Source organism: Alkalimarinus coralli (assembly GCF_023650515.1).
GTDB classification, from domain to species: Bacteria; Pseudomonadota; Gammaproteobacteria; order Pseudomonadales; family Oleiphilaceae; genus Alkalimarinus; species Alkalimarinus coralli.
On record NZ_CP096016.1, the window covers coordinates 4,558,818 to 4,581,197 of the forward strand.

Genomic DNA, 22,380 nt, shown 5'->3' on the forward strand with positions numbered 1-22,380 from the left:
GCCGGTTATGAAAAAGATCAAATGTGACGATGAAGTGATCGTCATAGCGGGCAAGGACAAAGGCAAGCGCGGCAAAATTGTCCGCGTTCTGCAAGATGGTCGTGTCGTTGTATCAGGTATAAACATGATAAAGCGAAGCACCAAGCCAAATCCTATGTTGGGCACTCCAGGCGGTATCGTCGAGAAGGAAGCACCAATACAAGCTTCAAATGTAGCTATATTTAACTCAGCTACAAACAAGGCGGATAGGGTTGGCTTTAAAGTCTTGGAAGATGGCGCTAAAGTCCGTGTCTATAAGTCGAATAACGAGGTTATCGGCAGCTAACGCTTGCAGGTGGTTATTATGCCTAGAATGAAAGAAGTGTATCAAAAATCGGTGATGCCTGCTCTGCAAAGTGAGTTCGCTTACAAAAGCGTTATGCAGGTACCGAAGATAGAAAAAATCACACTCAATATGGGTGTTGGTGAAGCTTTAGGTGATAAAAAGCAGATCGATAACGCTGTGGCGGATATGGAAAAGCTTGCGGGTCAAAAGCCTGTAATCACAAAGGCGAAAAAGTCCGTAGCAGGCTTTAAAATTCGTGAAGGCTACCCAATTGGTTGTAAGGTAACTCTTCGCGGCGATCGTATGTGGGAATTTTTCGAGAGATTAGTTGATGTTGCTATTCCTCGAGTTAGGGATTTCCGAGGCTTAAATCCTAAGTCGTTCGATGGTCGTGGAAACTACAGCATGGGTGTTCGAGAGCAGATCATTTTCCCTGAAATCGATTACGATAAAGTGGATAAGATTAGAGGTCTCGATATCACGATTACTACTTCAGCTAAGACGGATGAAGAAGGCCGTTCATTGCTGAAAGCCTTTAATTTCCCCTTTAAGAAATAAGGTAAGGAATCATGGCAAAAATATCGATGAAAATGCGTGAACTAAAGCGCGAGAAAACTGTAGCAAAGTTTGCTGAAAAGCGTGCCGAGCTAAAGGCGATTATTGCAAATCCTAATACGTCTGATGACGATCGTTGGGATGCGCAAGTTAAATTGCAAAAACTACCACGTAATGCAAGCCCTTGTAGACTTCGTAACCGTTGTCAGGTTACTGGTCGTCCACATGGTGTATATCGTAAGTTTAAGTTGTCTCGCATAAAGTTACGCGAATACGGTATGAACGGTGATGTCCCTGGCTTGAAGAAAGCTAGCTGGTAATTCACTGTTGGTAAGCGGTTTTCTGAGAGCGGCAGCTAGTGTATAGTGTCGCTCTCTTTCCGCTGCACAACTAAAAAGAGCAGGAGTCTCATACAAATGAGTATGCAAGATACACTTGCGGATATGTTTACGCGTATTCGTAATGGACAGTTGGCTGAAAAGGCCTCTGTCTCTATGCCTTCATCAAAAATGAAGGTGTCTTTAGCCGAAGTGCTTAAGAAAGAAGGTTTTATAGAAGATTTTGGTGTTGATGCTGAGGCTAAGCCTACATTAACTATAGAGCTAAAATATTTCGATGGAAAGCCGGTTATTGAGGCGATCAAACGCGTCAGTCGTCCGGGTCTGCGTCAGTATAAGAGCGTGGATGAGTTACCGAAGGTCTCTGGTGGTTTAGGTGTTGCGATTATTTCAACATCAAAAGGCGTTATGACTGATAGCGCTGCTCGAGAGGCAGGTATCGGTGGTGAAGTCATCTGTACCGTATTCTAGGAGGTAGTCATGTCAAGAGTTGCTAATTCTCCTGTCGAACTGCCATCTGGAACTCAGGTGAAGTTGGACGGGCAAGAAATCGAAGTAAAAGGTAGTAAAGGTGCACTCTCTTTAAATGTGCATTCAGCAGTTGAAGTTAAGCAAGAAGAGAATGTTATAACGTTTGCTGCGCGCGATGGAGCCAAAGCGTCTCGTGCACAGGCAGGTACTGCACGCGCTCTAGTCAACAACATGGTTGTTGGTGTTAGCCAAGGATTTGAGAAAAAACTGCAACTAATCGGTGTTGGTTACAGGGCTCAGGTTCAAGGCAAAAAGATAAACCTTACGTTAGGTTTCTCTCACCCTGTTGAGTATGAGCTTCCAGAGGGTATTTCTGCAGAAATGCCAACGCAGACTGAAATCGTACTTAAGGGTATCGATAAGCAGAAGATTGGCCAGGTTGCAGCAGAAATTCGAGCCTTCCGTCCGCCAGAGCCTTACAAAGGTAAAGGTGTTCGTTATTCGGACGAGAATGTAAGGCGTAAAGAGGCTAAGAAGAAGTAGGTAACACTATGAGCGCAAAGAAAGAATCAAGAGAACGTAGAGCGCGCAGTACGCGTTTTAAAATCAGGGAGTTGGGTGCAACCCGTTTATCGGTACATCGCACTCCTCAGCATATGTACGCTCAGGTACTTTCTGCTGATGGCAGTAAGGTACTAGCTTCAGCTTCAACAGTTGAGAAAGAGCTTAAAGATGGTTCAACTGGAAATGTTGAAGCCGCAGGAAAAGTCGGAAAGCTAATCGCTGAGCGCGCTAAAGCCGCAGGTGTTACACAGGTAGCTTTTGATCGTTCGGGTTATAAATACCACGGTCGCGTTAAGGCGTTAGCCGATGCGGCGCGTGAAAGCGGACTGGAATTCTAAGGGGTGTCAGCAATGAGTGTTAATGAACAAAAGGCGCCTGAACTTCAGGAAAAGCTGGTACAGGTTAACCGCGTAGCTAAAGTTGTTAAGGGTGGTCGAATTTTTGGCTTCACAGCTTTAACAGTGGTTGGTGATGGAAACGGTCGAGTTGGCTTTGGCCGCGGTAAGGCAAGAGAAGTTCCAGTTGCTATTCAAAAAGCTATGGATGCCGCACGTAAAAACATGGTCGACGTTGCCCTAAACGGAACTACGCTTCAGTACCCAATTAAAGCACGTCACGGAGCATCTAAGGTATACATGCAGCCAGCATCTGAAGGTACTGGTGTTATCGCCGGTGGCGCAATGCGTGCAGTATTGGAAGTTGCTGGTGTTCAGAACGTATTGGCTAAATGTTACGGTTCAACTAACCCGGTAAACGTTGTTCGCGCTACTGTAAATGGTTTGAAGGCGATGCAGTCTCCAGAATCTATTGCTGCTAAGCGCGGGAAATCAGTAGAAGATATTGTAGGATAAGACCATGGCTAAGGCTAAGACAATCAAAGTTACATTAACTCGTAGCACGATTGGCCGACTACCAAAGCATCAGGCATGTGTAGCAGGTCTTGGACTACGTCGTATTGGTCATACTGTAGAAGTTGAGGATACTCCTTCAGTTCGCGGAATGATCAATAAAGTAAATTATATGGTTAAGGTCGAGGGAGAATAAGATGCGTCTTAATTCATTAAGTTCTGCTCCCGGTACAAAGAAAGCAGCCAAGCGTGTTGGTCGCGGTATTGGTAGTGGTTTGGGCAAAACCTGTGGTCGTGGTCACAAGGGTCTAAAATCTAGATCTGGTGGTACCGTGCCAGCTGGTTTCGAGGGTGGTCAACAGCCATTGCAGAGACGTTTGCCAAAGTTTGGTTTTACGTCAAGAAAATCAGCATTTGCTGCTGAAATTCGTTTGAGTGAGCTTGCTACTTTAGATGTCGATGTTATCGATCTGGATGCATTAAAAAATGCAAACCTCGTTAGAAGAGATACCAAGACAGCGAAAGTATTCTTATCTGGAGAGTTAACTAAAGCAGTTACTATTCAAGGTTTGGGTGTTACCAAAGGTGCACGCGAAGCGATTACTGCTGCAGGCGGAAAAGTCGAGGACTAAATGGCTAAGACAGGATCACTACCGGCCGGTGCGGCTAGCGGCTTTGCAGAATTAAAATCCAGGTTGTGGTTTGTGTTCGTCGCGATAGTTATCTATCGCGTCGGTGCTCACATTCCCGTACCTGGAATTAATCCCGATAGATTGGCAGCGCTATTTGAACAAAATCAAGGAACTATTTTGAGCTTGTTCAACATGTTTTCTGGTGGCGCTCTTGAGAGAATGAGTATTTTTGCTCTTGGGATCATGCCATATATTTCTGCGTCTATCATCATGCAGCTTATGACGGTGGTGAGTCCTCAGCTTGAACAGCTCAAAAAAGAAGGTGAATCTGGCCGTCGTAAGATAAGCCAGTACACCCGCTATGCTACCGTAGTGCTTGCAACGGTTCAGGCGATGGGTATGTCGGTAGGGTTAGCCTCTCAAGGGGTGACCTTTACAGATACCTTTAGCTTTTACTTTGTTGCTGTAGCGACATTTGTAAGCGGCGCGATCTTTTTGATGTGGCTTGGTGAGCAAATTACTGAGAGAGGGATTGGAAACGGTATCTCCTTGTTGATTTTCGCCGGAATCGTGGCCGGTTTACCAGGTGCATTTGGTCAGTCGTTCGAGCAAGCCAGGCAGGGTGAGATTAATATTCTCGCGCTGTTGTTAATTGGTTTTTTTGCTATAGCTATTGTTGCGTTTGTAGTATTTATGGAGCGCGGCCAGCGCCGCATCACTGTAAATTACGCAAAACGTCAGCAAGGCCGAAAAGTATATGCGCAGCAATCAAGTCACCTTCCACTTAAGGTGAATATGGCTGGTGTTATTCCCCCCATATTTGCTTCTAGTATTCTGTTGTTCCCCGCATCTTTGGGGCAATGGTTTGGTAAAGGTGAAGGGATGGAGTGGTTGTCTGATTTTTCTCAGGCGTTAGCCCCCAGCCAGCCGCTATATATTTTACTGTTCGCTATAGCTGTGGTATTTTTCTGCTTCTTTTATACGGCGTTAATGTATAACCCGAAAGAAGTCGCTGAAAACCTTAAGAAATCGGGAGCGTTTGTTCCTGGTATTCGACCAGGCGAGCAAACTGCTCGTTATATAGATAGTGTCCTGACTCGTTTAACGTTGTTTGGTGCACTTTATATAACAGCGGTTGCTCTCCTTCCGCAATTTCTAGTCGTGGCTTGGAATGTCCCGTTTTATTTCGGGGGTACCTCGTTGCTGATTGTAGTTGTGGTCGTGATGGACTTTATGGCTCAAGTTCAGTCTCATCTGATGTCTCACCAGTATGAGTCCCTCATGAAAAAATCTAACCTTAAAAAGGTGTAGTTGAGGTAGAGAGCCTCAAATAGTGCAGCTCAAATTGGAGTCGTATCATGAAAGTGCGCGCATCGGTAAAGAAAATTTGCCGTAACTGTAAAATAATCCGTCGCAATGGCGCAGTAAGAGTCATTTGCACAGAACCACGTCATAAGCAGCGTCAAGGCTAAAACCCTTTTTGCTAAAAAAGTGTGAATAAATAACGCTTGATTTATTATTGATCAAGCGTTATTATTTTGCGCCTTTTTTATGATGTTCCCTTAATAGCAATGCGTTAAACGCGGAGTAAGATAGATGGCTCGTATAGCCGGTGTCAATATACCCGACAATAAACACGCTGTTATCTCCCTGACCTATATATATGGTGTTGGTAGAACTACAGCAAACAAGCTTTGCGACGCTACTGGCGTTAAAACGACTGCCAAGGTTAAAGATTTAACCGAAGAGCAGTTGGATGCAATACGTAATGAACTCACCAGCATGACTGTTGAGGGTGATTTGCGTCGTGAAGTACAAATGAACATTAAGCGTTTGAAGGATCTTGGTTGCTACCGTGGTCTGCGTCACCGTCACAGCTTGCCTGTGCGCGGTCAGCGTAGTAAGACCAATGCTAGAACCCGTAAAGGCCCTCGCAAACCGATTCGTAAATAATAGGATACAGGAATGGCTAAGCCAGGTACACGTACCCGTAAGAAGGTGAAAAAGACTGTTGTTGATGGAATGGCGCACATTCACGCCTCATTCAATAACACGATCGTGACCATTACAGACCGTCAAGGCAATGCATTGTCTTGGGCTACCGCAGGTGGTTCAGGTTTCCGTGGTTCACGTAAGAGTACACCTTTTGCTGCGCAGGTAGCAGCTGAAAGAGCCGGTAAAGCGGCTGCTGAATACGGCCTAAAAAACCTAGATGTTATGGTTAAAGGTCCTGGGCCAGGACGTGAGTCCGCTGTTCGGGCACTCAACTCTTGCGGATATAAGATCACTAGTATTATTGATGTGACTCCTATTCCACACAATGGGTGCCGCCCGCCTAAAAAGCGTCGCGTATAATCAAGGAGACAGTAAATGGCACGTTATATTGGTCCAAAATGTAAACTGTCTCGTCGTGAAGGGACAGATTTATTTTTGAAGAGTGGCGCTCGTGCGCTTGATTCAAAATGTAATGTTGAAACCCCTCCAGGACAACACGGCGCGCGCAGAGCACGTTTGTCGGAATACGGTTTACAGTTAAGAGAAAAACAGAAAGTTCGTCGTACATATGGCGTTCTGGAAAAACAGTTTCGTGGTTACTATAAAGAAGCTGCTCGCCGTAAAGGTGCAGCGGGTGAAAACCTTCTTCAAATCTTGGAGCGGCGTCTTGATAACGTAGTGTACCGTATGGGATTCGGTTCAACTCGTGCTGAAGCGCGTCAGTTGGTATCTCATAAGAGTATTCTTGTAAATGATAAGGTGGTTAACATTGCCTCTTATCAAGTAGCTGCAGGTGACGTTGTAAGTGTGCGTGAAAAAGCGAAAAACCAGCTGCGTATAAAGAATGCAGTTGAGTTGGCAGCAAACCGTGCACCGGTTGAGTGGGTAGAAGTTGATTCGAGCAAATTGGTCGGTACGTTCAAGTCCGCGCCAGAGCGTTCGGACTTGTCCGCTGAAATCAACGAAAACTTGATCGTGGAACTTTACTCCAAGTAAGGTTTAAGCAGAACAATAGAGCGAATAGGGCCGTTTATGCAGCGTTCAGTAAATGAATTCTTGAATCCTCGTAACATTGAAGTACAGGAAATTAACCCAACGCACGCTAAGGTTATCTTAGAGCCTTTAGAACGAGGGTTTGGACATACATTAGGTAGTGCTCTGCGTCGTATTTTGCTGTCTTCAATGCCAGGTAGTGCTGTTGTTGAAGCAGAGATTGACGGCGTACTTCATGAATACAGTGCTATTGAAGGTGTTCAGGAAGACGTTATTGAAATCCTTCTAAACCTTAAAGGTTTGGCTATCACTATGCATAGCCGTGAAGAAGCAACATTGACGTTGACCAAAAAGGGCGAAGGCCCAGTGTTGGCAAGTGATATTCAGTTAGATCATGATGTCGAAATCGCTAATCCAGACCATGTGATATGTCACTTGGGAGCGGCTGGCGAAATTAACATGAAGCTGAAAGTGATGCTTGGTCGAGGCTATGAGCCTGCTGATCAGCGCGCTTCTGGTGATGACGAAACGCGAGCAATCGGAAGATTGCAGTTAGACTCTTCTTTCAGTCCAGTTCTTCGCGTAGCTTACTCTGTTGAGAGAGCTCGTGTAGAGCAGCGTACTGATTTGGATAAGTTGGTTATCGATTTGGAAACAAACGGTACGATTGATCCTGAAGAATCAATTCGTCGTGCAGCTACCATCTTGCAACAACAATTGTCGGTGTTCGTTAACTTTGATAACGAGAAGGAGCCTGAGCAAGTTGAGGAAGAGGAAGAAGTTGATCCAATACTTCTTCGTCCAGTTGACGATCTTGAGCTGACTGTTCGTTCTGCTAACTGCTTGAAGGCCGAGAACATATACTACATTGGTGACCTGATTCAGCGTACTGAGGTAGAACTTCTTAAAACACCTAATTTAGGTAAGAAGTCACTTACAGAGATTAAAGATGTTTTGGCATCTCGTGGTCTCTCTCTGGGTATGCGTCTCGAGAACTGGCCTCCAGCCAGTTTGAAGGGTGATGACAGGGTACTGGGTGGCTAACCTCAGGGTAATCAGGTAAGGAATTAGAGAAATGCGTCATCGTAAAAGTGGTCGTAAATTTAATCGCAATAGCTCACATCGAAAAGCCATGTTCCGTAACATGACTTCATCGTTAGTAGAGCATGAGCTGATCAAAACAACTTTGCCTAAGGCAAAAGAGTTACGCACAGTAGCAGAGCCTTTAATTACATTGGCTAAAAAAGATACAGTAGCTAATCGTCGTTTGGCCTTTGCAAGACTGCGTAGCAACGAAGCCGTTGCTAAGTTGTTCAACGAGTTAGGTCCTCGCTACGAGAGCCGTCCTGGTGGATACATTCGTATCCTCAAGTGTGGCTTGCGTGCTGGAGATAGCGCACCTATGGCTTATGTCGAGCTTGTAGATCGCCCAGTCGAAGTAGAGAGTGACGACGAAGAATAATTCGTTGTTAGACTCCTAAAAAAGCCGGCTAATCAGCCGGCTTTTTACGTTCTAATTTCCAATTTCTGGAATTGGGTTACTGCGTTGGCCTCTAATTACTAATAGAGGGCTTTGACAGTAGTTCTTTAAGGAAACGGCCGGTGTGTGAGGCATCTATTCTCGCAATATCTTCAGGCGTTCCCTCTCCAATTATGTTTCCTCCCCCTGTTCCGCCTTCGGGGCCTAGATCAACAATCCAGTCGGCAGTTTTAACAACGTCCAGGTTGTGCTCGATGACCACAATCGTATTGCCGTGTTCCCGAAGCCTGTGCAGTACATTCAGAAGTTGTTGTATATCGTAGAAATGAAGGCCCGTTGTCGGTTCGTCTAATATATAAAGCGTCTTCCCGGTATCTCTTTTTGACAGCTCTTTCGCCAGTTTAACTCGTTGTGCTTCGCCGCCCGAGAGAGTAACAGCGCTTTGTCCTAGCCTGATATATGATAAGCCCACATCGATGAGAGTTTGAAGCTTTTTGGCTAGAAAGGGGACCGAATCAAAGAACTCCCTGGCATCTTCTACGGTAAGCTCTAAGACCTCGTGTATACTTTTTCCTTTATACTTTATGTCGAGAGTCTCCCGGTTATATCGTTTGCCCTTGCAGCTATCGCAAGGGACATAGACATCAGGTAAAAAGTGCATTTCAACCTTGATAACGCCATCACCCTGGCAAGCTTCGCAGCGGCCCCCTTTTACATTGAAGCTGAAACGACCTGGCTTATAGCCTCTAGACCTTGCTTCGTGCGTGCCTGCATAAAGCTCTCTTATGGGTGTGAATAGGCCGGTGTAAGTGGCAGGGTTTGATCTAGGCGTTCTTCCAATTGGGCTTTGGTCGATATCGATGACCTTGTCCAGCTGTTCGAGCCCTTCGATCTTCTTGTGCGGCTGTATGGATAGCGTTGTCGCTTTATTTAGAGCTGTCGCGGCTATCGGGTAAAGTGTGCCATTGATCAGCGTAGATTTACCCGACCCAGATACCCCTGTTATACAGGTCAATAAGCCTAGAGGGATGGTCAAGTCGGCACTATTTAAGTTGTTTCCTGTCGCACCGCTTAGCTTGAGAGTTTTCTTTTTGTCATAGGGAACGCGGTTGCTTGGAATCGCAATACTTTTGCCGCCTGATAGGTACTGACCGGTAATGGAGTTTTGATTTGCCATCACCTCAGCAGGGGTTCCGGCTGCTATGACTTGACCACCATGCACGCCAGCACCTGGCCCTATGTCGATTACATAGTCCGCGAGACGTATCGCGTCTTCATCATGCTCTACGACTATAACGGTATTACCCAGGTCTCGCAGGTGAGTAAGGGTTTTTAGCAGGCGGTCATTATCACGTTGATGTAATCCGATCGAGGGTTCATCCAATATATACATGACGCCAACCAGGCCAGCGCCTATTTGGCTTGCCAGTCTAATTCTCTGGGCTTCTCCTCCCGAAAGTGTGTCTGCACTGCGGTCTAATGTTAAATAGTCTAATCCTACGTTGACTAGAAACTGAAGCCTTAGCTGGATTTCTGCCAGTATTTTGGCCGCAATTTCACCTCTGCGACCTTCCAATGTTAATGTAGAAAAATACTCGTATGCTTGGCCAACGGGCATTTCTGTAATGTCAGGTAGCTTTTTATCTTTCACAAATACGTGTCTTGCGGCTTTTTTAAGCCTTGAGCCATGGCAATCCGGGCATGATTTATGTGTTAGTAGTTTGGATAAATCATCTCGCACCATTTGAGACTCTGTTTCGCGATACCGTCTCTCCATATTAGGCATCACCCCTTCAAAAGGGTGTTGGCGCTGCACTATATCGCCGCGGGTATTTACGTAATTGAAGGAGACTTTCTCATTGCCGCTGCCATATAAAACCGTTTGGCGAAACGATTCAGGTAGCTGTTCAAACGGTTGATCCAGGTCGACATCGTAATGCTCGGCTAGACTGGTTAGCATTTGGTAATAGTAAACGGTTCGCCTGTCCCAGCCTTTAATGGCTCCCTCAGCAAGAGTGAGTTCTGGGTTTTTTACCAGTTTTTGGGTGTCAAAGAACTGTTTAACCCCTAAGCCGTCGCAAGTTGGGCAGGCGCCAGCTGGATTGTTGAAAGAAAAAATTCTTGGCTCTAACTCGCTTATTGCATAACCACAGTGCGGACAGGCAAATCGAGCAGAGAATATTAGTTCTTCTCCTTGTCCCTCCATGGGGGCAACCAGTGCAATACCGTCGGTAAGCCCAATACAGGTTTCAAATGACTCAGCGAGTCTCTGTTCAATACCTTCCCGCACCTTAAATCGGTCTATCACAACTTCAATGGTGTGCTTTTTATTCTTTTCCAGATCGGGGGTATCGTCCAGGTCAGAAACGATTCCATCGATACGGGCCCTGATGAAACCTTGGCTGCGAAGCTCCTGGAAGATATGGTGGTGCTCGCCCTTTCGGTTTTTGACGACTGGAGCGAGCATCATCAGCTTTAGATCTTCTTCCTGAGCCATGACTTGGTCAACCATTTGGCTAATGGTTTGTGCTTCAAGTGGCTCGTCGTGATCCGGACATCTTGGCTCGCCTGCACGGGCAAAAAGAAGCCTCAGGTAATCGTAGATTTCGGTTATCGTGCCTACGGTCGAACGGGGGTTATGAGACGTAGATTTCTGCTCGATGGAAATTGCCGGGGAGAGCCCCTCTATATGGTCAACATCAGGCTTCTCCATCATCGACAAAAACTGGCGGGCATAGGTTGATAATGACTCTACGTACCTTCGTTGTCCTTCGGCGTAGAGCGTGTCAAATGCGAGCGAGGATTTTCCTGAGCCTGACAGCCCTGTTATGACGATAAGCTTATCTCTTGGTATTTCGAGATCAATATTCTTAAGGTTATGAGTGCGAGCTCCGCGAACAAGAATTTTATCCATAATAGCCAATTATTTTGAAAAAGAGGGTGATTATACTGTGTAAAAGGGAAAGGTCTCAAAGTTAACTTGCAATATATTTTGTCTGCACGATGTAGATCATTTTGTTAAAATGCCACCCCTGTAAAATCACAACCCCATTTCTTTTGCTCGGAGTAGCGACCTTAATGAACGTCAGCGAAAAACGTTCCGTATTTTCTCTCGCGCTTTTGTATGCGATGCGTATGCTTGGCCTGTTTATGGTTCTGCCTGTGTTTGTTTTGCTTGGTGGTGAACTGGAAGGCTCAAGTGGCGTTCTGATTGGTATTGCTATCGGGGGCTATGGCCTTACGCAAGCGTTATTTCAGGTTCCTTTTGGCATGCTGTCTGATCGGTTCGGCCGAAAAAAAATGATTGTAATCGGGCTGCTGATCTTTTGTGCTGGTAGCGTTATAGCGGCGACATCTGAAAGTATTTACGGGGTGATAGCAGGTCGCTTGTTGCAGGGGGCAGGCGCTATTGCCAGTGTATTGATGGCCCTACTGAGTGACCTTACAACAGATGAAAGTCGAACCAAAGCGATGGCTGTTGTTGGAATGTCTATCGGGCTCTCATTCTCGGTGGCGCTGGTTGCAGGGCCATTAGTTGCTGATTTTTTTGGCCTAAGTGGAATTTTTTGGCTCACCGCCATATTTGCAATAGCGGGGATTGCGATTGTATTGCTGATTGTGCCAACGCCCGTGACAACACACAGCCATAGGGACACAAGAGCTGTGCGAGGTGAGTTTTTTGAGCTTTTGAGAAACTCAGACTTGTTGAGGCTCGATGTAGGAATATTCTTATTGCACCTCATTTTGACAGCTCTCTTTATCGCAGTTCCGTTATCGCTCGTAAATGACGCTCAACTCGACAGGCAGGAGCATTGGTGGGTGTATCTTTCGGTAATGGTGACAGCATTTTTTGCGATGGTTCCGTTTATCATTATTGGCGAGAAAAAAAGGAAAATAAAAACAGTCTTTGTCGGCGCTATTTTGCAGTTGGCAATAGGCTCCATCTTCCTTGCCTTGGCTGGGAGTTCTCTAATCTCAATTTGGTTTGCGTTATTTGTGTTTTTTATGGCCTTTAACTTACTTGAAGCGAGCTTGCCGTCTTTGGTCAGTAAGCAGGCCCCGGCGGGCGCAAGAGGGACGGCTATGGGAATCTACTCCACTAGCCAGTTTTTAGGTGCATTTTTAGGTGGGGCTGTTGGTGGCTGGGTTCTTTCAGAGTGGGGGGGAGAGGTTATCTATTATGCATCTGCGGCGCTTGCAGGGATATGGTTCTTTATAGCATTGACGATGCGAACGCCAAGCTATTCGACAAGTTTGACCCTCAAGCTGAACGCGCTTTTATCGGAGTCTGACGCAGAAAATGCATCGGATGAGCTTGCCAATATTAAAGGGGTAGAGGATGTGGTGGTTGTGATTGAAGAGAAGGCTGCTTACCTTAAAGTGGATAAGGCTCACCTGGATGAGCATGCCCTGAGCTCATTTCGCTATGCGTTGAGGTCTTAATCTAGGCAGAGGTCTTTCACTCAAGCGTATTGTAGACGGTTAACGGGCTTAAATGGCCAAAACGTGCTGACAATTTAATGGCGTTAGTTGGCTAAAGATCACAATTAATCCTCGTTGCTTTGATGTCTAATGAGGTCTTTTCTGTTAGCATTTGTCACACAGATCAGAGTCGTTCTCTGTGATAAAAAAATTGAAAGCTATGAACCATGGGGTTCTAGTATTTAGGAGATATAAATGGCACGCGGTATTAACAAAGTAATTCTAATTGGTAATCTGGGAAATGACCCCGACACTCGTTACACTCCCCAGGGAAGCGCAATCACGAACTTAAGTGTTGCTACTGATGAGAGTTACAAAGATAAAAATACAGGGCAAATGGTGCCAAAAACTGAATGGCACCGTGTCGTTCTGTTTAACCGGTTAGCTGAGATTGCAAAAGAGTACTTAAAGAAAGGCTCAAAGGTTTATCTTGAAGGGCGATTGCAGACTAGAAAGTGGCAGGATCAGGGCGGTCAAGACCGTTATACCACAGAGATTGTTGCCAATGAGATGCAGATGCTCGACTCCCGCGGTGGTGCAGATCAGTCTCAGGGTGGTTACTCTGCTCCTGCTCAACACCAGCATCAGCAACAGCAGGGCGGGTATGCTCAGCAGCCTCAGAGTGCGCCACAGCATCAAGCGGCACCGCAACAACGTGCAGCACAGCCCCAGTCTGTGCCTCAGCAGCCAGCAGCTCCCCAGCAAGGCTATCAGCAACCGCAGCAGGGTGGGTATGGACAACAAGCGCCTAATCATGCCGCGCCTTCAGCGCCAGCTCCAATGGATGACTTTGACGATGATATACCGTTCTAGGGCGTTATTACTGTAAAAAAGTAACGTTCATAACAAAGGAATGCAAATGAAGCCCCATAAACTGGGGCTTTTTTGTTGCCGCTTTGGCTTATCAGGGAAATGTTATCTCAAACCTGTTTATCATTCACTTGAGCTTGTAAGGCTTTGAAACGCGGGTAGGTTTTTTAGAGGAATTAGCGCCTCATCATTTAATACCTCTTCCCGGTAGCTGTCTTTTCGCTCTAAGGCCTCTGATAGATACTTGATGGCATCGTCAAATTGCCCCATTGCTGTGTAGGCGCATCCTAATTGATAAAATGCGTGACAGTTTTCAGGGTCGATTTTTAATGCTTGATGGCAGAGATTTGCGGCCCACTGAGGTTCATTAAGTTCTAGAACGCTGTCTGCTTTGTAGGTTAGTGCTTCGCAGTCGTCGCTCCTTAATTTCAAGATTTCATCGTAGGTCTCGATCCTGCTTGACAGGTTTGAGTCCTGGCCTGCTCTCAGCCATAGTGACTGAACCTCTTGAGTGAGTTCGATTTCTTCTCTGTTCTCCTCAATGTGGCGTGTTTTCTGATTCAATTGCTGCTCGATGGCGTGCAGTCGATTTTCGTACTCTGATACCAGCTTTGATATCTCTTCATCTGCCAGCGAGTGAACCCTATCTTTGATCTCTCGTAATGAGTTCCAGCCAACCAAAACCATAATTGAGCTAGCGCCGGCAATAAGGTAGAAGAAATATGTCACCGTATCGGTTGCATAAGTCACCGCACGGTCGACAGAGCTATGCTCCCTGTCGACAATTTGCTGGATCATTTCATGCTTTTGGTCGGCCATATCGATGCGTAGCCGCTTGAGCTCTTCGAGCACGTAAAGTTCTACAAACGGCGTATACATGGGATTTTTCAAGTCTTTGACTTCTAAAACGTCAGGCCTGTCTTCGGCACTAATGGCGGTTGCAACTAAAACCAGGAATGCTATCGCTATGATGCGAGACATATTGCTCTTCCGTGATCGTGCACTTCAACCAGGCAGCGGTGGAGACTTTTAACTGCGGTATCATAATTGCGCTCATCGATAATGAATTGCATATCGACTTGTCGCATTGACTGGTGGATAGCCAGAATACTAATGCCTTGCTCTGAGAGGGCGTTAACCGTCCGGGAGAGAATGCCCGGAACCTGCATGTCACTTCCAATTGCCGATACGATGGCGACCTTTTGCTGGTTTATCTCTGCGTCTGGGTAACTTTTCTTGAGCTGTGATACCAGGCGCTTCAAGGTGCTTGAGTCTGTGTTTATGTAATGGGTAATCGTGTTGGCATTAACATCCTTTGCGGTGAATGTTAGATTTAGTTTTTTAAGCGTATCGACTATGGTGTGATCATACTCGGTCACTTTGCCTGTCATATCTTGGTCAAACAGCTCTACCGCCCAAACGCCTTTTTGGCCTGCAATGATCTCGACGCAGGGTGAGTCGCTCACATAGTCTTGGGTGATCAAGGTTCCATAGTGGTCGGGCTCAAATGTATTTCTTACGCGCAAAGGAATTTTATTTTGTCGCAGGCCCTTGGCTGCTTTGGGGTGTATCGCCTCCATGCCCAGGTTTGCAAGTTGGTCAGCTACATCGTAATTGGTGCGCCCAATGGGGACGGCGTTGTTTTCACCAACAAGCCTTGGATCTGCGCTGCTAAGGTGGAACTCCTTGTGGATAATGGCCTCGCTTGCCTGAGTTAATACGGCAATGCGGCTAAATGTCATTTCACTGTAGCCTCTGTCGAAGTGCGTCATCAGCCCTTCTTCGCTGTGAGCGTATCCGGTTACAACAGGAATGGCACTTGACAGGTCTATGTTGCTAAAGGCCTTTTCGATGCGCTCGTCCAGAGAAACCTGATCCATGCTTCGCCAGCCTGTTAAGTCGATAAAGCAGGCGTTGATTCCGTCTAGGTTCAGTAGCTGTGCGGTATTTCTGGCACTATGCGCTTCTCCGATACAGGCAAGCATCTCTCTGACTGAGTCAAGGTGTGTCTCAAGCGAAAAGTGGCCATGTTTGCAGAGTCGTTGTAAATGGCTAAGGCAGGACTCCGCGTCATCAATACGCTCAGATATAAATTCGTTGGCGTCGCTCAGTTGCTGCTCTGATTGAAAAAGCGCTTTATTGGTGTCAAACATCTTTTGCTTGGTTTTCTCAAGCATTTCACGCCAGTTGTTATCATTGATACTGTTTGAAAACAGTGAGAAAACACCTGGGTGTCCGGTTTTCTTGTGCTCTAATAATAGATCGGTTATGCCGCTGTAAGCTGAGACAACTAGAACTCGGTTGTAGATGTTTTCTTTTTGTGAGGGGTTAAGAATGATGTTGTCCCTTACCGCTTCATAGTCGTTCATTGAAGTGCCGCCAATTTTTTCCACGGTATGTAAGTGCATTTTTTCCTCTTCTAGAATGGTTAGGTATCGCATAAAGCGTGACTTGTGCGCATAAGCTATGCAGCCGTATTGCTAGGCTAGCTCGTAGGCTCCTTCCTTGTTATGAACCTCATTGCCATTTAGCGGCGGATTAAATACACAGGCCATTTTCATCTCTTGCTTGGCGCGCAAGATATGCTGGTCATGCTTATCAAGGATGTATAGCGTACCTTCTTTGATTGGGTGAACTTTTCCATCTTCCAGATTTTCTATTTCGCCTTCCCCTGACAGGCAGTAGACTGACTCAAGATGGTTTTTATAGTGCATTCTGAAATCGGCACCCTTGTAAATCGTTGTGATATGAAACGAGAAGCCCATATTGTCGTCTTTCAATAGCAGGCGGGTGCTTTCCCAGTTTCCGTCCGGTGAAACGACTCGTCGCTCTGAATTATTCGCTTCGCTTAACTGTCTGATAATCATGTAGCTATTTTCTCCAAAATTAGTTGCTGGTGCGCACGGGGCTAAACTTTGCTCTTTATACTGTTCAGCTGTTCTTTTAGAACTTCTTCATGCTGTAGAGAGTCAAATTCTGACTGCTCATGACGGCTGGTGTGAAGAGCGCTGTCGAGAGCCTCACTAAAGAGATTTAGGCTTTGCGTTATTTGGTTATGGAGCGTTACATCCAGTGAATCCAAATGACGAACCGCATCTGTGGCTTCTTGTAGAAGGCTTGGTAGTGCTTCTAAAACGGTGGTGCCCAGCGGTTTTTCTTTAAGCTTGTTTTGCAGCCTGGCTCGCTCTGCCAGCCATGCTTCCAGCTGTTTGATCTCTTCGCTTGATAAGTGTGCTGAAACGTGGGGCGCTATCGTGCAGAGCTGGTCATCAAAACTAACGACAACCTCCGATATTTCACGGCCGTCAACATAGCGAGTTCTAACACATTGAACTGCGTTGTTGGTCTGTACGAAATTCATTTAACGCCCTCTGGTTTGCAGTGAATAAATATAGATATGGCCTAGCTTGCCATTTTGACATCGTCAAAATAATCACTGTCTTCAGGGATTTTTTGCTCGTTGTCGCAAACAGTTTTAATGGCTTGCTCGATGATGTCGATTCCGGCCTTAAGGTTTTCAAGGCTAATGACTAATGGACACAGCAGTTTAACGATGTGATCGTCTGCGCCACTGGTTTCGATAATCAGCCCATTCTTAAAGGCTGTTTTGGTTATCTTTCCTGCCAGTTCGCCATTTACACAGTTGATTCCCTGAAACATGCCTCGGCCGCAAGTGGTAAAGTTACCTTCGCCGTATTTCTCTACAATTTCGTTCAGTCGTTGGGTGATATATTCGCCTTTAAGCTTGATCTCGTTAGAAAATTTGTCATCCGACCAGTAGTGATCAATGGCGGCTTTGGCGGTTACAAAAGCAAAGTTGTTTCCTCTGAATGTGCCGTTGTGCTCGCCTGGTTTCCACTGGTCAAGCTCAGGGCTGAATAGAACAACCGCAAATGGAAGGCCGTAACCTCCAAGCGATTTAGAGAGCGTGACCATGTCAGGTTTAATGCCTGCTTCTTCAAAGCTAAAGAAGGTACCTGTGCGGCCGCAGCCTGCCTGGATATCATCCACAATCAGAAGAATGTCGTGCTTTCTACACACCTGCTCCAGGTTGCGCAGCCATTCAAAGCTGGCAGCGTTGATTCCGCCTTCACCTTGAACCGTTTCTACAATAATGGCTGCAGGCAGGTCGATACCGCTACTGGAGTCTGATAGCACTTTATCCAGATACGCCGTGGTATCTATTTCGTCCCCCAGATAGCCGTCAAAAGGCATTCGGCTCACGCCACTTAAGCTCACACCGGCAGCGCCACGGTGGTGAGAGTTGCCTGTTGCAGCGAGAGCACCCAGGCTTACACCGTGAAATCCATTGGTAAACGAAATGATGTTCTCGCGCCCGGTAATGTTACGCGCCAGTTTTAGAGCGGCCTCTACGGCATTGGTGCCGGTTGGCCCTGTAAACTGCATCACGTAGTTAAGGTTTCTGGGTTTAAGGATTTTTTCGTTAAATGTTTCCAAGAACTCCGCTTTTGCTTTGGTATGCAGGTCAAGCCCGTGTGTAATGCCATCATTTTCAATATATTCCAGCAGCAGCGGCTTAAATAGCGGGTTGTTATGGCCATAATTTAGCGTTCCTGCGCCGGCTAAAAAGTCCAGATATTGAGTGCCATCTTCGTCGTACAGATGTTCCATTTTGGCCATGTTAAAAATTCGGGGGAATGAGCGGGCATAACTCTGAACTTCCGACTCTATCTCTTCAAAAATTTTCATGTTCTCTCCTGTTAAATGTTTAAAAGTAATAATTGGGAAATTGGGGGGCAGAGGCAGGGCTACTTACTAAGAGGGCCTATCCTTGCTAATAATTCGCTATCGTGTGCACCTGAAAAATGCTCTTTTTTGTCAAACATCACAGAGCGAACGAGCGGTGCACTATAGTGCTTTGCAATGCTTTCGAAGAGCGCCCAGGATGCACCGTTGTTTTCAGTGATGGTGGTTTCAATGTGGGTGATATTTGAGCAGACATCACGTTCAATAATGTGGCGCAACATTCGTTGCGCAAGGCCTTGTCCTCTGGCTGAGCTGTCTACGGCTACCTGCCATATGAATAACGTATTGTTCTGTCGTGGTAGTAAGTAGCCTGAAATAAATCCGACTGTTTTGCCGTTTGACTTGGCAATAACGGAGGTGTTTGCAAAGTGGCTGCACTGCAATAGGTTGCAGTACAAGGAGTTAGTATCTAAGGGAGGGCATTGCTCAACTAGACTAAAGACTGAATGTCCATCAGTGTCGTTAGGTGGGGTGAGCGTAATAGATTGCATTCTTATTAAACCTCTCCATTCTTAAAATAATAATATTAGAGTTCTAAATAATATTATTGTCTATATGACAGCTTAATGACTGGTATCTCGCAATTAAGCTTGTAATAATATTTAGATCTCTAAATATAGTACACTAAATAAACATTTATTTCTAATCAGTGTAGGTAGGTATGGTTTTAGGGATGAGGGGACAGCAGTTGGTTGTGACGCTATAATCACGCGTTTATCGGCTTTAATAAGGTGTTTGTTTTGAATCATGTAGATCAGGTCTTGGTGGCTTTGCGAAGGGTAATTAGAGCGACAGATTTGCACTCTAAACATTTGGCAAAAACTACCGGACTCACCGCGCCTCAGATACTGCTGTTGCAGACGATCAGGGATAAGGGGGAAGTGACGATTGGCGAGCTTGCTGTTGATATGAGTTTGAGCCAGGCAACTGTAACGACCATTCTTGACCGATTGGAAAAGCGGGGGCTGGTGTATCGAGAGCGCTCCAAAGAAGATAAGCGAAAAGTTCATGCTTATTTAACGGATAAAGCCAACGAAACAATGAAAACAGCCCCAACCCCTCTGCAAGATCAGTTTGCCCGGCAGTTTAATGACCTTCAGGACTGGGAAAAGATGATGATTATTTCGAGTCTTCAACGTGTCGCACAAATGATGGATGCGCAGCATATTGATGCTTCACCGGTGCTGGATGTTGGTTTGCTGGACCGATCTGCTGCTGCGGCTGACCCATCTGCGGTGTACCCAGGTAAAACTTAAATGCGGCTAGCTCGGCTGGAAAAAGGCTGAATTGTTTGCCTGTTGCATGTATTATCCACGACACGCACTTATTATCCACGACACACACTATCCCTCGTTTGGAGTGCTTGATTATCGGGCTATGATGGGGGTTGAAATGGTTATTACTCGCAATGGAATTTGCGTTTTAAAAAAAGGGAAGCCAGGGAGCTTCCCTTTTTTATGTTTTTACAATTGTTTATAAGCAATGGATTGGCAAACAAACAGTTACTGAACTATTCTAACTATGGTTGTAAAGAGTGAATCATGGTTATTACAGAGCTTGTCGTATTGGGGAGACACCATTCTGATTTCGTTATTTAAGAAAAAGTCTAAGGTAGGCTTGGTGGGGGTAGAGGTACGCTCTGACGGTATATCTATTGCCCAATCACTCCCTGGTGATGGTGGCTCGGCCAGTGTCGTGTTTCAGGACTTTATCGCCTGCAAAGCCGCCCAAAGGAAAGATGCGCTAGCGGGGCTGGTTGATGAGTATGGGTTGAAAGGGTTTCCATGCAATCTGGTGCTTACATCGGATCAATATCAAATATTTCAGACAGACAAGCCACCTGTTGCAGATGAAGAGCTATCTGAAGCTATTCGCTGGAAAGTGAAGGACTTAATAGACTATTCACTTGATGATGCTATTACGGATGTTTTCGACTTCCCTGATGATGCTACAAGAGGGCGTGGCAGCCTGGTCAATGTTGTCAGTGCGCGCAAGGCCTTGTTGCAACAAAATGTAAAACTTATGGCAGAAGTCGGGCTGGATCTTCAGAGTATCGATATTACCGAGCTGGTGCTGCGCAATATATCCATGCGCTATGACGCGGTGGGTAGCGGGCTTGCCTTGTTGTTTATGCGGCCAGGGTTTGGAATGATTCTGGTCAGTAAGGGCGACACGATGTACTTCTCCCGCCGCTTTGACTTCTCGTTAGATGCACTCAGAAATACGGCAACTCAGGAGTCCACTATTCAGCAACTGGCCTTAGAAGTACAGCGATCACTGGACTACTATGAAAGCCAGATGGGGCAGGTTCCACCCAAAGAATTATTACTCGTTGGGCCTGATGGCTCGTTTCCCCTGGCCAATATGCTGGGCCAGAATGTGGCAGTCAGCGTGAAAAACCTCGATGTTGCGCCTCTATTTGAAGACGAAGATATTAGCAGTGAGGTTGTCATACAGAATTTTGCTGCCGTGGGTGCCGCATTAAGGGAGAGTCAGCTCTAATGCAGCAGATAAACTTATATACACACGAGCTAAAGCCAACAAAAGTAATTTTGCCTTTGTCGCAAATGGTTGCAGGGCTTTCGGTATTGCTGGTTGTTTTGGTCGCGATACAGCTGCTCTATCGTGCAGAGGTGGTCGATATTGAAGAGCAGCTCCTGCCAAAGCAGCAACGTCTGGATCTTGCTCAGCAGCAGGTTTCAGAACAGGAAGCCCAGCTTAAAGGGATGCAGAAAGATGAGTCGCTTGTCACGTTGAACCATAAATTGAATCAACAAACCGTGGCGAGAAAACAACTGCTTACAATGCTTGACTCCGTCGTTACTGCTAATCGTTATCCATTTTCCAACTTATTGACAGGGCTGGCGCGGCAACGTGTAGATCAGCTGTGGTTGACGCAGATTCAGTTTGCAAATGGCGGTGCAACCGTCGGTTTGAAGGGTAAGGCTTTGAAAGCCGAGGCTGTTCCCCATTATTTGCAAATGCTCAGGGGTGAAGCGCTACTTCTCGGGAGATCATTTAATCTATTCCAGCTTTCAACAGATGAAGAGAAAGATGAGATTTTACATTTTACACTCTCCTCTTCACTCCTAAGCGAAGGGGTGAGCAATGAATAAACAGTGGGCCGCGTTGTCATCAAAAGTAGAGTCAATGACCGTGAGAGAGCGAGTCATTGTTGTGTCTGCTCTCGCAGTTGGCATCTTGTTTATCTGGGGGCAGCTTTTCTTTTTCCCTTTGCAAGACAGGTATAAACATGCATCAAATGCTATTCGCTCGATCGACCAGCAACAGCTGGCACTGGAACAGCAGATTGAGCAACTGAGTCGCCAACTGGCTGATGACCCCAACCGGGAATTACACGCTCAGCGTGACGCCTTGCAGCGACAGCTGGCTGAGATGAAAGATCAGATTGAAGGGCAGTTAAGTGGTTTGATTGCACCGGAAAAGATGGCTGATGTGCTGAGAACCTTACTGAATGAACAAAAAAAGCTGAAGCTCGTGAGTCTGAAAAATTTACCGGTAACCCCTTTTAACCCAATAGACGAAAGTGTTAACGATCAGGATACCGCGCTTTTTTCCCACAGCATGGAGTTGGTGCTCGATGGTGAGTATTTTGATGTGCTGGCTTACATTAAGCGACTTGAGCAGTTGAAGGGGTTTAACTGGCAGATGCTGAACTATGATGTAGTGGAATATCCGAAAGCAAGGGTGACCGTCAAAATTAGAACGTTGAGCCTTGAAGAGGACTGGATTGGTGTCTAATCGCATGTTAATACGCTTTGTGTTGGTATTCTCAGGGGCCTTTTTGTGGGTATCTGTGAGTGCTGCAGCTACCATGACGCTATCTGATGGTGAAGTACTAAAAGACCCTACGCAACCTTATGATTGGTCTGCACCTCGTAAAACCGAGCGTGTTAAGAGAAGCTACAAACTAAATTATCTGCTGTATGCAGATGACAGGAAACAGGCCATTATAAATGGTCAGTCAGTGATAGAGGGTGACCGGGTAAGCGGTGCCAAAGTCGTTAAAATATCAGAAAACTCTGTTCTGTTATCAACAGAGCAAGGAACAAAAGTGTTGCGCTGGAAGCAGCCCGCATCAATCAAGCGTACACGGTAA

The 22,380-nt window shown here is 46.0% G+C and carries 30 protein-coding genes; 23 read left to right on the forward strand and 7 right to left on the reverse strand.

Annotated features, from left to right (window positions below; genetic code table 11):
- Positions 1-7: 7 nt before the first annotated feature.
- The 16 genes from rplX (at position 8) to rplQ (ending at position 8,183) form a co-directional block, all read left to right on the forward strand.
- A complete protein-coding gene (rplX, locus tag MY523_RS20595; protein WP_250656546.1) occupies positions 8-325 on the forward strand; it encodes a 50S ribosomal protein L24 in 318 nt (105 codons plus the stop codon).
- A gap of 18 nt (positions 326-343) precedes the next feature.
- Positions 344-883, forward strand: a complete 540-nt coding sequence (gene rplE, locus MY523_RS20600) for a 50S ribosomal protein L5 (protein WP_250656547.1) — start codon at positions 344-346, stop codon at positions 881-883.
- An 11-nt stretch (positions 884-894) separates the two neighbouring features.
- The gene (gene rpsN / locus MY523_RS20605; RefSeq protein ID WP_250656548.1) at positions 895-1,200 is read left to right on the forward strand and encodes a 30S ribosomal protein S14; all 306 of its coding nucleotides are present in this window, start codon (positions 895-897) and stop codon (positions 1,198-1,200) included.
- 96 nt (positions 1,201-1,296) lie between these two features.
- Positions 1,297-1,689, forward strand: coding sequence for a 30S ribosomal protein S8 (gene rpsH, locus MY523_RS20610; protein WP_250656549.1), 393 nt, complete (start codon positions 1,297-1,299; stop codon positions 1,687-1,689).
- A gap of 9 nt (positions 1,690-1,698) precedes the next feature.
- Positions 1,699-2,232 carry a 50S ribosomal protein L6 gene (rplF, locus tag MY523_RS20615; RefSeq protein WP_250656550.1) on the forward strand — a complete coding sequence of 178 codons (534 nt, stop codon included), beginning with the start codon at positions 1,699-1,701 and terminating at the stop codon, positions 2,230-2,232.
- Between the two features lie 8 nt (positions 2,233-2,240).
- The gene (gene rplR / locus MY523_RS20620) at positions 2,241-2,591 is read left to right on the forward strand and encodes a 50S ribosomal protein L18 (protein ID WP_250656551.1); all 351 of its coding nucleotides are present in this window, start codon (positions 2,241-2,243) and stop codon (positions 2,589-2,591) included.
- 12 nt (positions 2,592-2,603) lie between these two features.
- Complete coding sequence (rpsE, locus tag MY523_RS20625) at positions 2,604-3,104, forward strand: 30S ribosomal protein S5 (protein ID WP_250656552.1); 501 nt, start codon at positions 2,604-2,606, stop codon at positions 3,102-3,104.
- Between the two features lie 4 nt (positions 3,105-3,108).
- A complete protein-coding gene (rpmD, locus tag MY523_RS20630; RefSeq protein WP_250656553.1) occupies positions 3,109-3,297 on the forward strand; it encodes a 50S ribosomal protein L30 in 189 nt (62 codons plus the stop codon).
- A gap of 1 nt (position 3,298) precedes the next feature.
- The gene (gene rplO, locus MY523_RS20635; protein ID WP_250656554.1) at positions 3,299-3,733 is read left to right on the forward strand and encodes a 50S ribosomal protein L15; all 435 of its coding nucleotides are present in this window, start codon (positions 3,299-3,301) and stop codon (positions 3,731-3,733) included.
- The gene (gene secY, locus MY523_RS20640; RefSeq protein ID WP_250656555.1) at positions 3,734-5,044 is read left to right on the forward strand and encodes a preprotein translocase subunit SecY; all 1,311 of its coding nucleotides are present in this window, start codon (positions 3,734-3,736) and stop codon (positions 5,042-5,044) included.
- A gap of 47 nt (positions 5,045-5,091) precedes the next feature.
- Positions 5,092-5,205 (forward strand): 50S ribosomal protein L36, encoded by a 114-nt coding sequence (gene rpmJ / locus MY523_RS20645; protein WP_250656556.1) that lies wholly within the window; start codon positions 5,092-5,094, stop codon positions 5,203-5,205.
- Between the two features lie 124 nt (positions 5,206-5,329).
- Positions 5,330-5,686: a 30S ribosomal protein S13 gene (gene rpsM / locus MY523_RS20650; protein ID WP_250656557.1), complete on the forward strand. Its 357-nt coding sequence runs from the start codon at positions 5,330-5,332 to the stop codon at positions 5,684-5,686.
- Between the two features lie 12 nt (positions 5,687-5,698).
- A complete protein-coding gene (gene rpsK, locus MY523_RS20655; protein WP_250656558.1) occupies positions 5,699-6,088 on the forward strand; it encodes a 30S ribosomal protein S11 in 390 nt (129 codons plus the stop codon).
- A 15-nt stretch (positions 6,089-6,103) separates the two neighbouring features.
- Positions 6,104-6,724, forward strand: coding sequence for a 30S ribosomal protein S4 (gene rpsD, locus MY523_RS20660; protein ID WP_250656559.1), 621 nt, complete (start codon positions 6,104-6,106; stop codon positions 6,722-6,724).
- 36 nt (positions 6,725-6,760) lie between these two features.
- On the forward strand, positions 6,761-7,765 hold the full coding sequence (locus MY523_RS20665) for a DNA-directed RNA polymerase subunit alpha (RefSeq protein WP_250656560.1): 1,005 nt from the start codon (positions 6,761-6,763) through the stop codon (positions 7,763-7,765).
- Between the two features lie 31 nt (positions 7,766-7,796).
- A complete protein-coding gene (gene rplQ, locus MY523_RS20670; RefSeq protein WP_250656561.1) occupies positions 7,797-8,183 on the forward strand; it encodes a 50S ribosomal protein L17 in 387 nt (128 codons plus the stop codon).
- 91 nt (positions 8,184-8,274) lie between these two features.
- Here the strand turns inward: rplQ and uvrA are convergent, their stop codons facing one another.
- Positions 8,275-11,115, reverse strand: a complete 2,841-nt coding sequence (uvrA, locus tag MY523_RS20675) for an excinuclease ABC subunit UvrA (RefSeq protein ID WP_250656562.1) — start codon at positions 11,113-11,115, stop codon at positions 8,275-8,277.
- Between the two features lie 164 nt (positions 11,116-11,279).
- On the opposite strand from uvrA, the gene MY523_RS20680 reads away from it, so the two are divergent.
- Both MY523_RS20680 and ssb read left to right on the forward strand, forming a co-directional pair.
- Entirely contained in the window at positions 11,280-12,644 is a 1,365-nt protein-coding gene (locus MY523_RS20680; RefSeq protein WP_250656563.1) for an MFS transporter, read from the forward strand.
- A gap of 234 nt (positions 12,645-12,878) precedes the next feature.
- Positions 12,879-13,496 (forward strand): single-stranded DNA-binding protein, encoded by a 618-nt coding sequence (gene ssb / locus MY523_RS20685; RefSeq protein ID WP_250656564.1) that lies wholly within the window; start codon positions 12,879-12,881, stop codon positions 13,494-13,496.
- Positions 13,497-13,616: 120 nt separating this feature from the next.
- Here ssb and MY523_RS20690 read toward each other — a convergent pair whose 3' ends face one another.
- The 6 genes from MY523_RS20690 to ectA form a co-directional block, all read right to left on the reverse strand.
- A complete protein-coding gene (locus MY523_RS20690; protein ID WP_250656565.1) occupies positions 13,617-14,474 on the reverse strand; it encodes a tetratricopeptide repeat protein in 858 nt (285 codons plus the stop codon).
- Entirely contained in the window at positions 14,459-15,901 is a 1,443-nt protein-coding gene (locus MY523_RS20695; RefSeq protein ID WP_250656566.1) for an aspartate kinase, read from the reverse strand. The genes MY523_RS20690 and MY523_RS20695 overlap by 16 nt, the downstream gene beginning before the upstream one ends.
- Before the next feature lie 72 nt (positions 15,902-15,973).
- Positions 15,974-16,360 carry an ectoine synthase gene (locus tag MY523_RS20700; RefSeq protein ID WP_250656567.1) on the reverse strand — a complete coding sequence of 129 codons (387 nt, stop codon included), beginning with the start codon at positions 16,358-16,360 and terminating at the stop codon, positions 15,974-15,976.
- 41 nt (positions 16,361-16,401) lie between these two features.
- Positions 16,402-16,854, reverse strand: a complete 453-nt coding sequence (locus MY523_RS20705) for a hypothetical protein (RefSeq protein WP_250656568.1) — start codon at positions 16,852-16,854, stop codon at positions 16,402-16,404.
- Between the two features lie 41 nt (positions 16,855-16,895).
- Positions 16,896-18,203 (reverse strand): diaminobutyrate--2-oxoglutarate transaminase, encoded by a 1,308-nt coding sequence (ectB, locus tag MY523_RS20710; protein ID WP_250656569.1) that lies wholly within the window; start codon positions 18,201-18,203, stop codon positions 16,896-16,898.
- 59 nt (positions 18,204-18,262) lie between these two features.
- Positions 18,263-18,751 carry a diaminobutyrate acetyltransferase gene (ectA, locus tag MY523_RS20715; protein WP_250656570.1) on the reverse strand — a complete coding sequence of 163 codons (489 nt, stop codon included), beginning with the start codon at positions 18,749-18,751 and terminating at the stop codon, positions 18,263-18,265.
- A 249-nt stretch (positions 18,752-19,000) separates the two neighbouring features.
- Here ectA and MY523_RS20720 point away from each other — a divergent pair, with 249 nt between their 5' ends.
- The 5 genes from MY523_RS20720 to MY523_RS20740 all read left to right on the forward strand — a co-directional run bounded on the left by MY523_RS20720 (position 19,001) and on the right by MY523_RS20740 (position 22,380).
- Positions 19,001-19,516, forward strand: coding sequence for a MarR family winged helix-turn-helix transcriptional regulator (locus tag MY523_RS20720; protein WP_250656571.1), 516 nt, complete (start codon positions 19,001-19,003; stop codon positions 19,514-19,516).
- 265 nt (positions 19,517-19,781) lie between these two features.
- Complete coding sequence (locus MY523_RS20725; protein WP_250656572.1) at positions 19,782-20,762, forward strand: type IV pilus biogenesis protein PilM; 981 nt, start codon at positions 19,782-19,784, stop codon at positions 20,760-20,762.
- Positions 20,762-21,376: a PilN domain-containing protein gene (locus MY523_RS20730; RefSeq protein ID WP_250656573.1), complete on the forward strand. Its 615-nt coding sequence runs from the start codon at positions 20,762-20,764 to the stop codon at positions 21,374-21,376. Before MY523_RS20725 ends, MY523_RS20730 begins: the two co-directional genes overlap by 1 nt.
- Positions 21,369-22,022 carry a hypothetical protein gene (locus MY523_RS20735; protein WP_250656574.1) on the forward strand — a complete coding sequence of 218 codons (654 nt, stop codon included), beginning with the start codon at positions 21,369-21,371 and terminating at the stop codon, positions 22,020-22,022. The genes MY523_RS20730 and MY523_RS20735 overlap by 8 nt, the downstream gene beginning before the upstream one ends.
- The gene (locus tag MY523_RS20740; protein ID WP_250656575.1) at positions 22,015-22,380 is read left to right on the forward strand and encodes a hypothetical protein; all 366 of its coding nucleotides are present in this window, start codon (positions 22,015-22,017) and stop codon (positions 22,378-22,380) included. The genes MY523_RS20735 and MY523_RS20740 overlap by 8 nt, the downstream gene beginning before the upstream one ends.

Excerpts from the sequence above, each read along its gene's own strand:
- rplX (WP_250656546.1), top strand. The coding sequence starts at position 8 with ATGAAAAAGATCAAATGTGACGATGAAGTGATCGTCATAGCGGGCAAG.
- rplE (WP_250656547.1), top strand. The coding sequence starts at position 344 with ATGCCTAGAATGAAAGAAGTGTATCAAAAATCGGTGATGCCTGCTCTG.
- rpsN (WP_250656548.1), top strand. The coding sequence starts at position 895 with ATGGCAAAAATATCGATGAAAATGCGTGAACTAAAGCGCGAGAAAACT.
- rpsH (WP_250656549.1), top strand. The coding sequence starts at position 1,297 with ATGAGTATGCAAGATACACTTGCGGATATGTTTACGCGTATTCGTAAT.
- rplF (WP_250656550.1), top strand. The coding sequence starts at position 1,699 with ATGTCAAGAGTTGCTAATTCTCCTGTCGAACTGCCATCTGGAACTCAG.
- rplR (WP_250656551.1), top strand. The coding sequence starts at position 2,241 with ATGAGCGCAAAGAAAGAATCAAGAGAACGTAGAGCGCGCAGTACGCGT.
- rpsE (WP_250656552.1), top strand. The coding sequence starts at position 2,604 with ATGAGTGTTAATGAACAAAAGGCGCCTGAACTTCAGGAAAAGCTGGTA.
- rpmD (WP_250656553.1), top strand. The coding sequence starts at position 3,109 with ATGGCTAAGGCTAAGACAATCAAAGTTACATTAACTCGTAGCACGATT.
- rplO (WP_250656554.1), top strand. The coding sequence starts at position 3,299 with ATGCGTCTTAATTCATTAAGTTCTGCTCCCGGTACAAAGAAAGCAGCC.
- secY (WP_250656555.1), top strand. The coding sequence starts at position 3,734 with ATGGCTAAGACAGGATCACTACCGGCCGGTGCGGCTAGCGGCTTTGCA.
- rpmJ (WP_250656556.1), top strand. The coding sequence starts at position 5,092 with ATGAAAGTGCGCGCATCGGTAAAGAAAATTTGCCGTAACTGTAAAATA.
- rpsM (WP_250656557.1), top strand. The coding sequence starts at position 5,330 with ATGGCTCGTATAGCCGGTGTCAATATACCCGACAATAAACACGCTGTT.
- rpsK (WP_250656558.1), top strand. The coding sequence starts at position 5,699 with ATGGCTAAGCCAGGTACACGTACCCGTAAGAAGGTGAAAAAGACTGTT.
- rpsD (WP_250656559.1), top strand. The coding sequence starts at position 6,104 with ATGGCACGTTATATTGGTCCAAAATGTAAACTGTCTCGTCGTGAAGGG.
- MY523_RS20665 (WP_250656560.1), top strand. The coding sequence starts at position 6,761 with ATGCAGCGTTCAGTAAATGAATTCTTGAATCCTCGTAACATTGAAGTA.
- rplQ (WP_250656561.1), top strand. The coding sequence starts at position 7,797 with ATGCGTCATCGTAAAAGTGGTCGTAAATTTAATCGCAATAGCTCACAT.
- uvrA (WP_250656562.1), bottom strand. The coding sequence starts at position 11,115 with ATGGATAAAATTCTTGTTCGCGGAGCTCGCACTCATAACCTTAAGAAT.
- MY523_RS20680 (WP_250656563.1), top strand. The coding sequence starts at position 11,280 with ATGAACGTCAGCGAAAAACGTTCCGTATTTTCTCTCGCGCTTTTGTAT.
- ssb (WP_250656564.1), top strand. The coding sequence starts at position 12,879 with ATGGCACGCGGTATTAACAAAGTAATTCTAATTGGTAATCTGGGAAAT.
- MY523_RS20690 (WP_250656565.1), bottom strand. The coding sequence starts at position 14,474 with ATGTCTCGCATCATAGCGATAGCATTCCTGGTTTTAGTTGCAACCGCC.
- MY523_RS20695 (WP_250656566.1), bottom strand. The coding sequence starts at position 15,901 with ATGCACTTACATACCGTGGAAAAAATTGGCGGCACTTCAATGAACGAC.
- MY523_RS20700 (WP_250656567.1), bottom strand. The coding sequence starts at position 16,360 with ATGATTATCAGACAGTTAAGCGAAGCGAATAATTCAGAGCGACGAGTC.
- MY523_RS20705 (WP_250656568.1), bottom strand. The coding sequence starts at position 16,854 with ATGAATTTCGTACAGACCAACAACGCAGTTCAATGTGTTAGAACTCGC.
- ectB (WP_250656569.1), bottom strand. The coding sequence starts at position 18,203 with ATGAAAATTTTTGAAGAGATAGAGTCGGAAGTTCAGAGTTATGCCCGC.
- ectA (WP_250656570.1), bottom strand. The coding sequence starts at position 18,751 with ATGCAATCTATTACGCTCACCCCACCTAACGACACTGATGGACATTCA.
- MY523_RS20725 (WP_250656572.1), top strand. The coding sequence starts at position 19,782 with ATGGTTGTAAAGAGTGAATCATGGTTATTACAGAGCTTGTCGTATTGG.
- MY523_RS20730 (WP_250656573.1), top strand. The coding sequence starts at position 20,762 with ATGCAGCAGATAAACTTATATACACACGAGCTAAAGCCAACAAAAGTA.
- MY523_RS20735 (WP_250656574.1), top strand. The coding sequence starts at position 21,369 with ATGAATAAACAGTGGGCCGCGTTGTCATCAAAAGTAGAGTCAATGACC.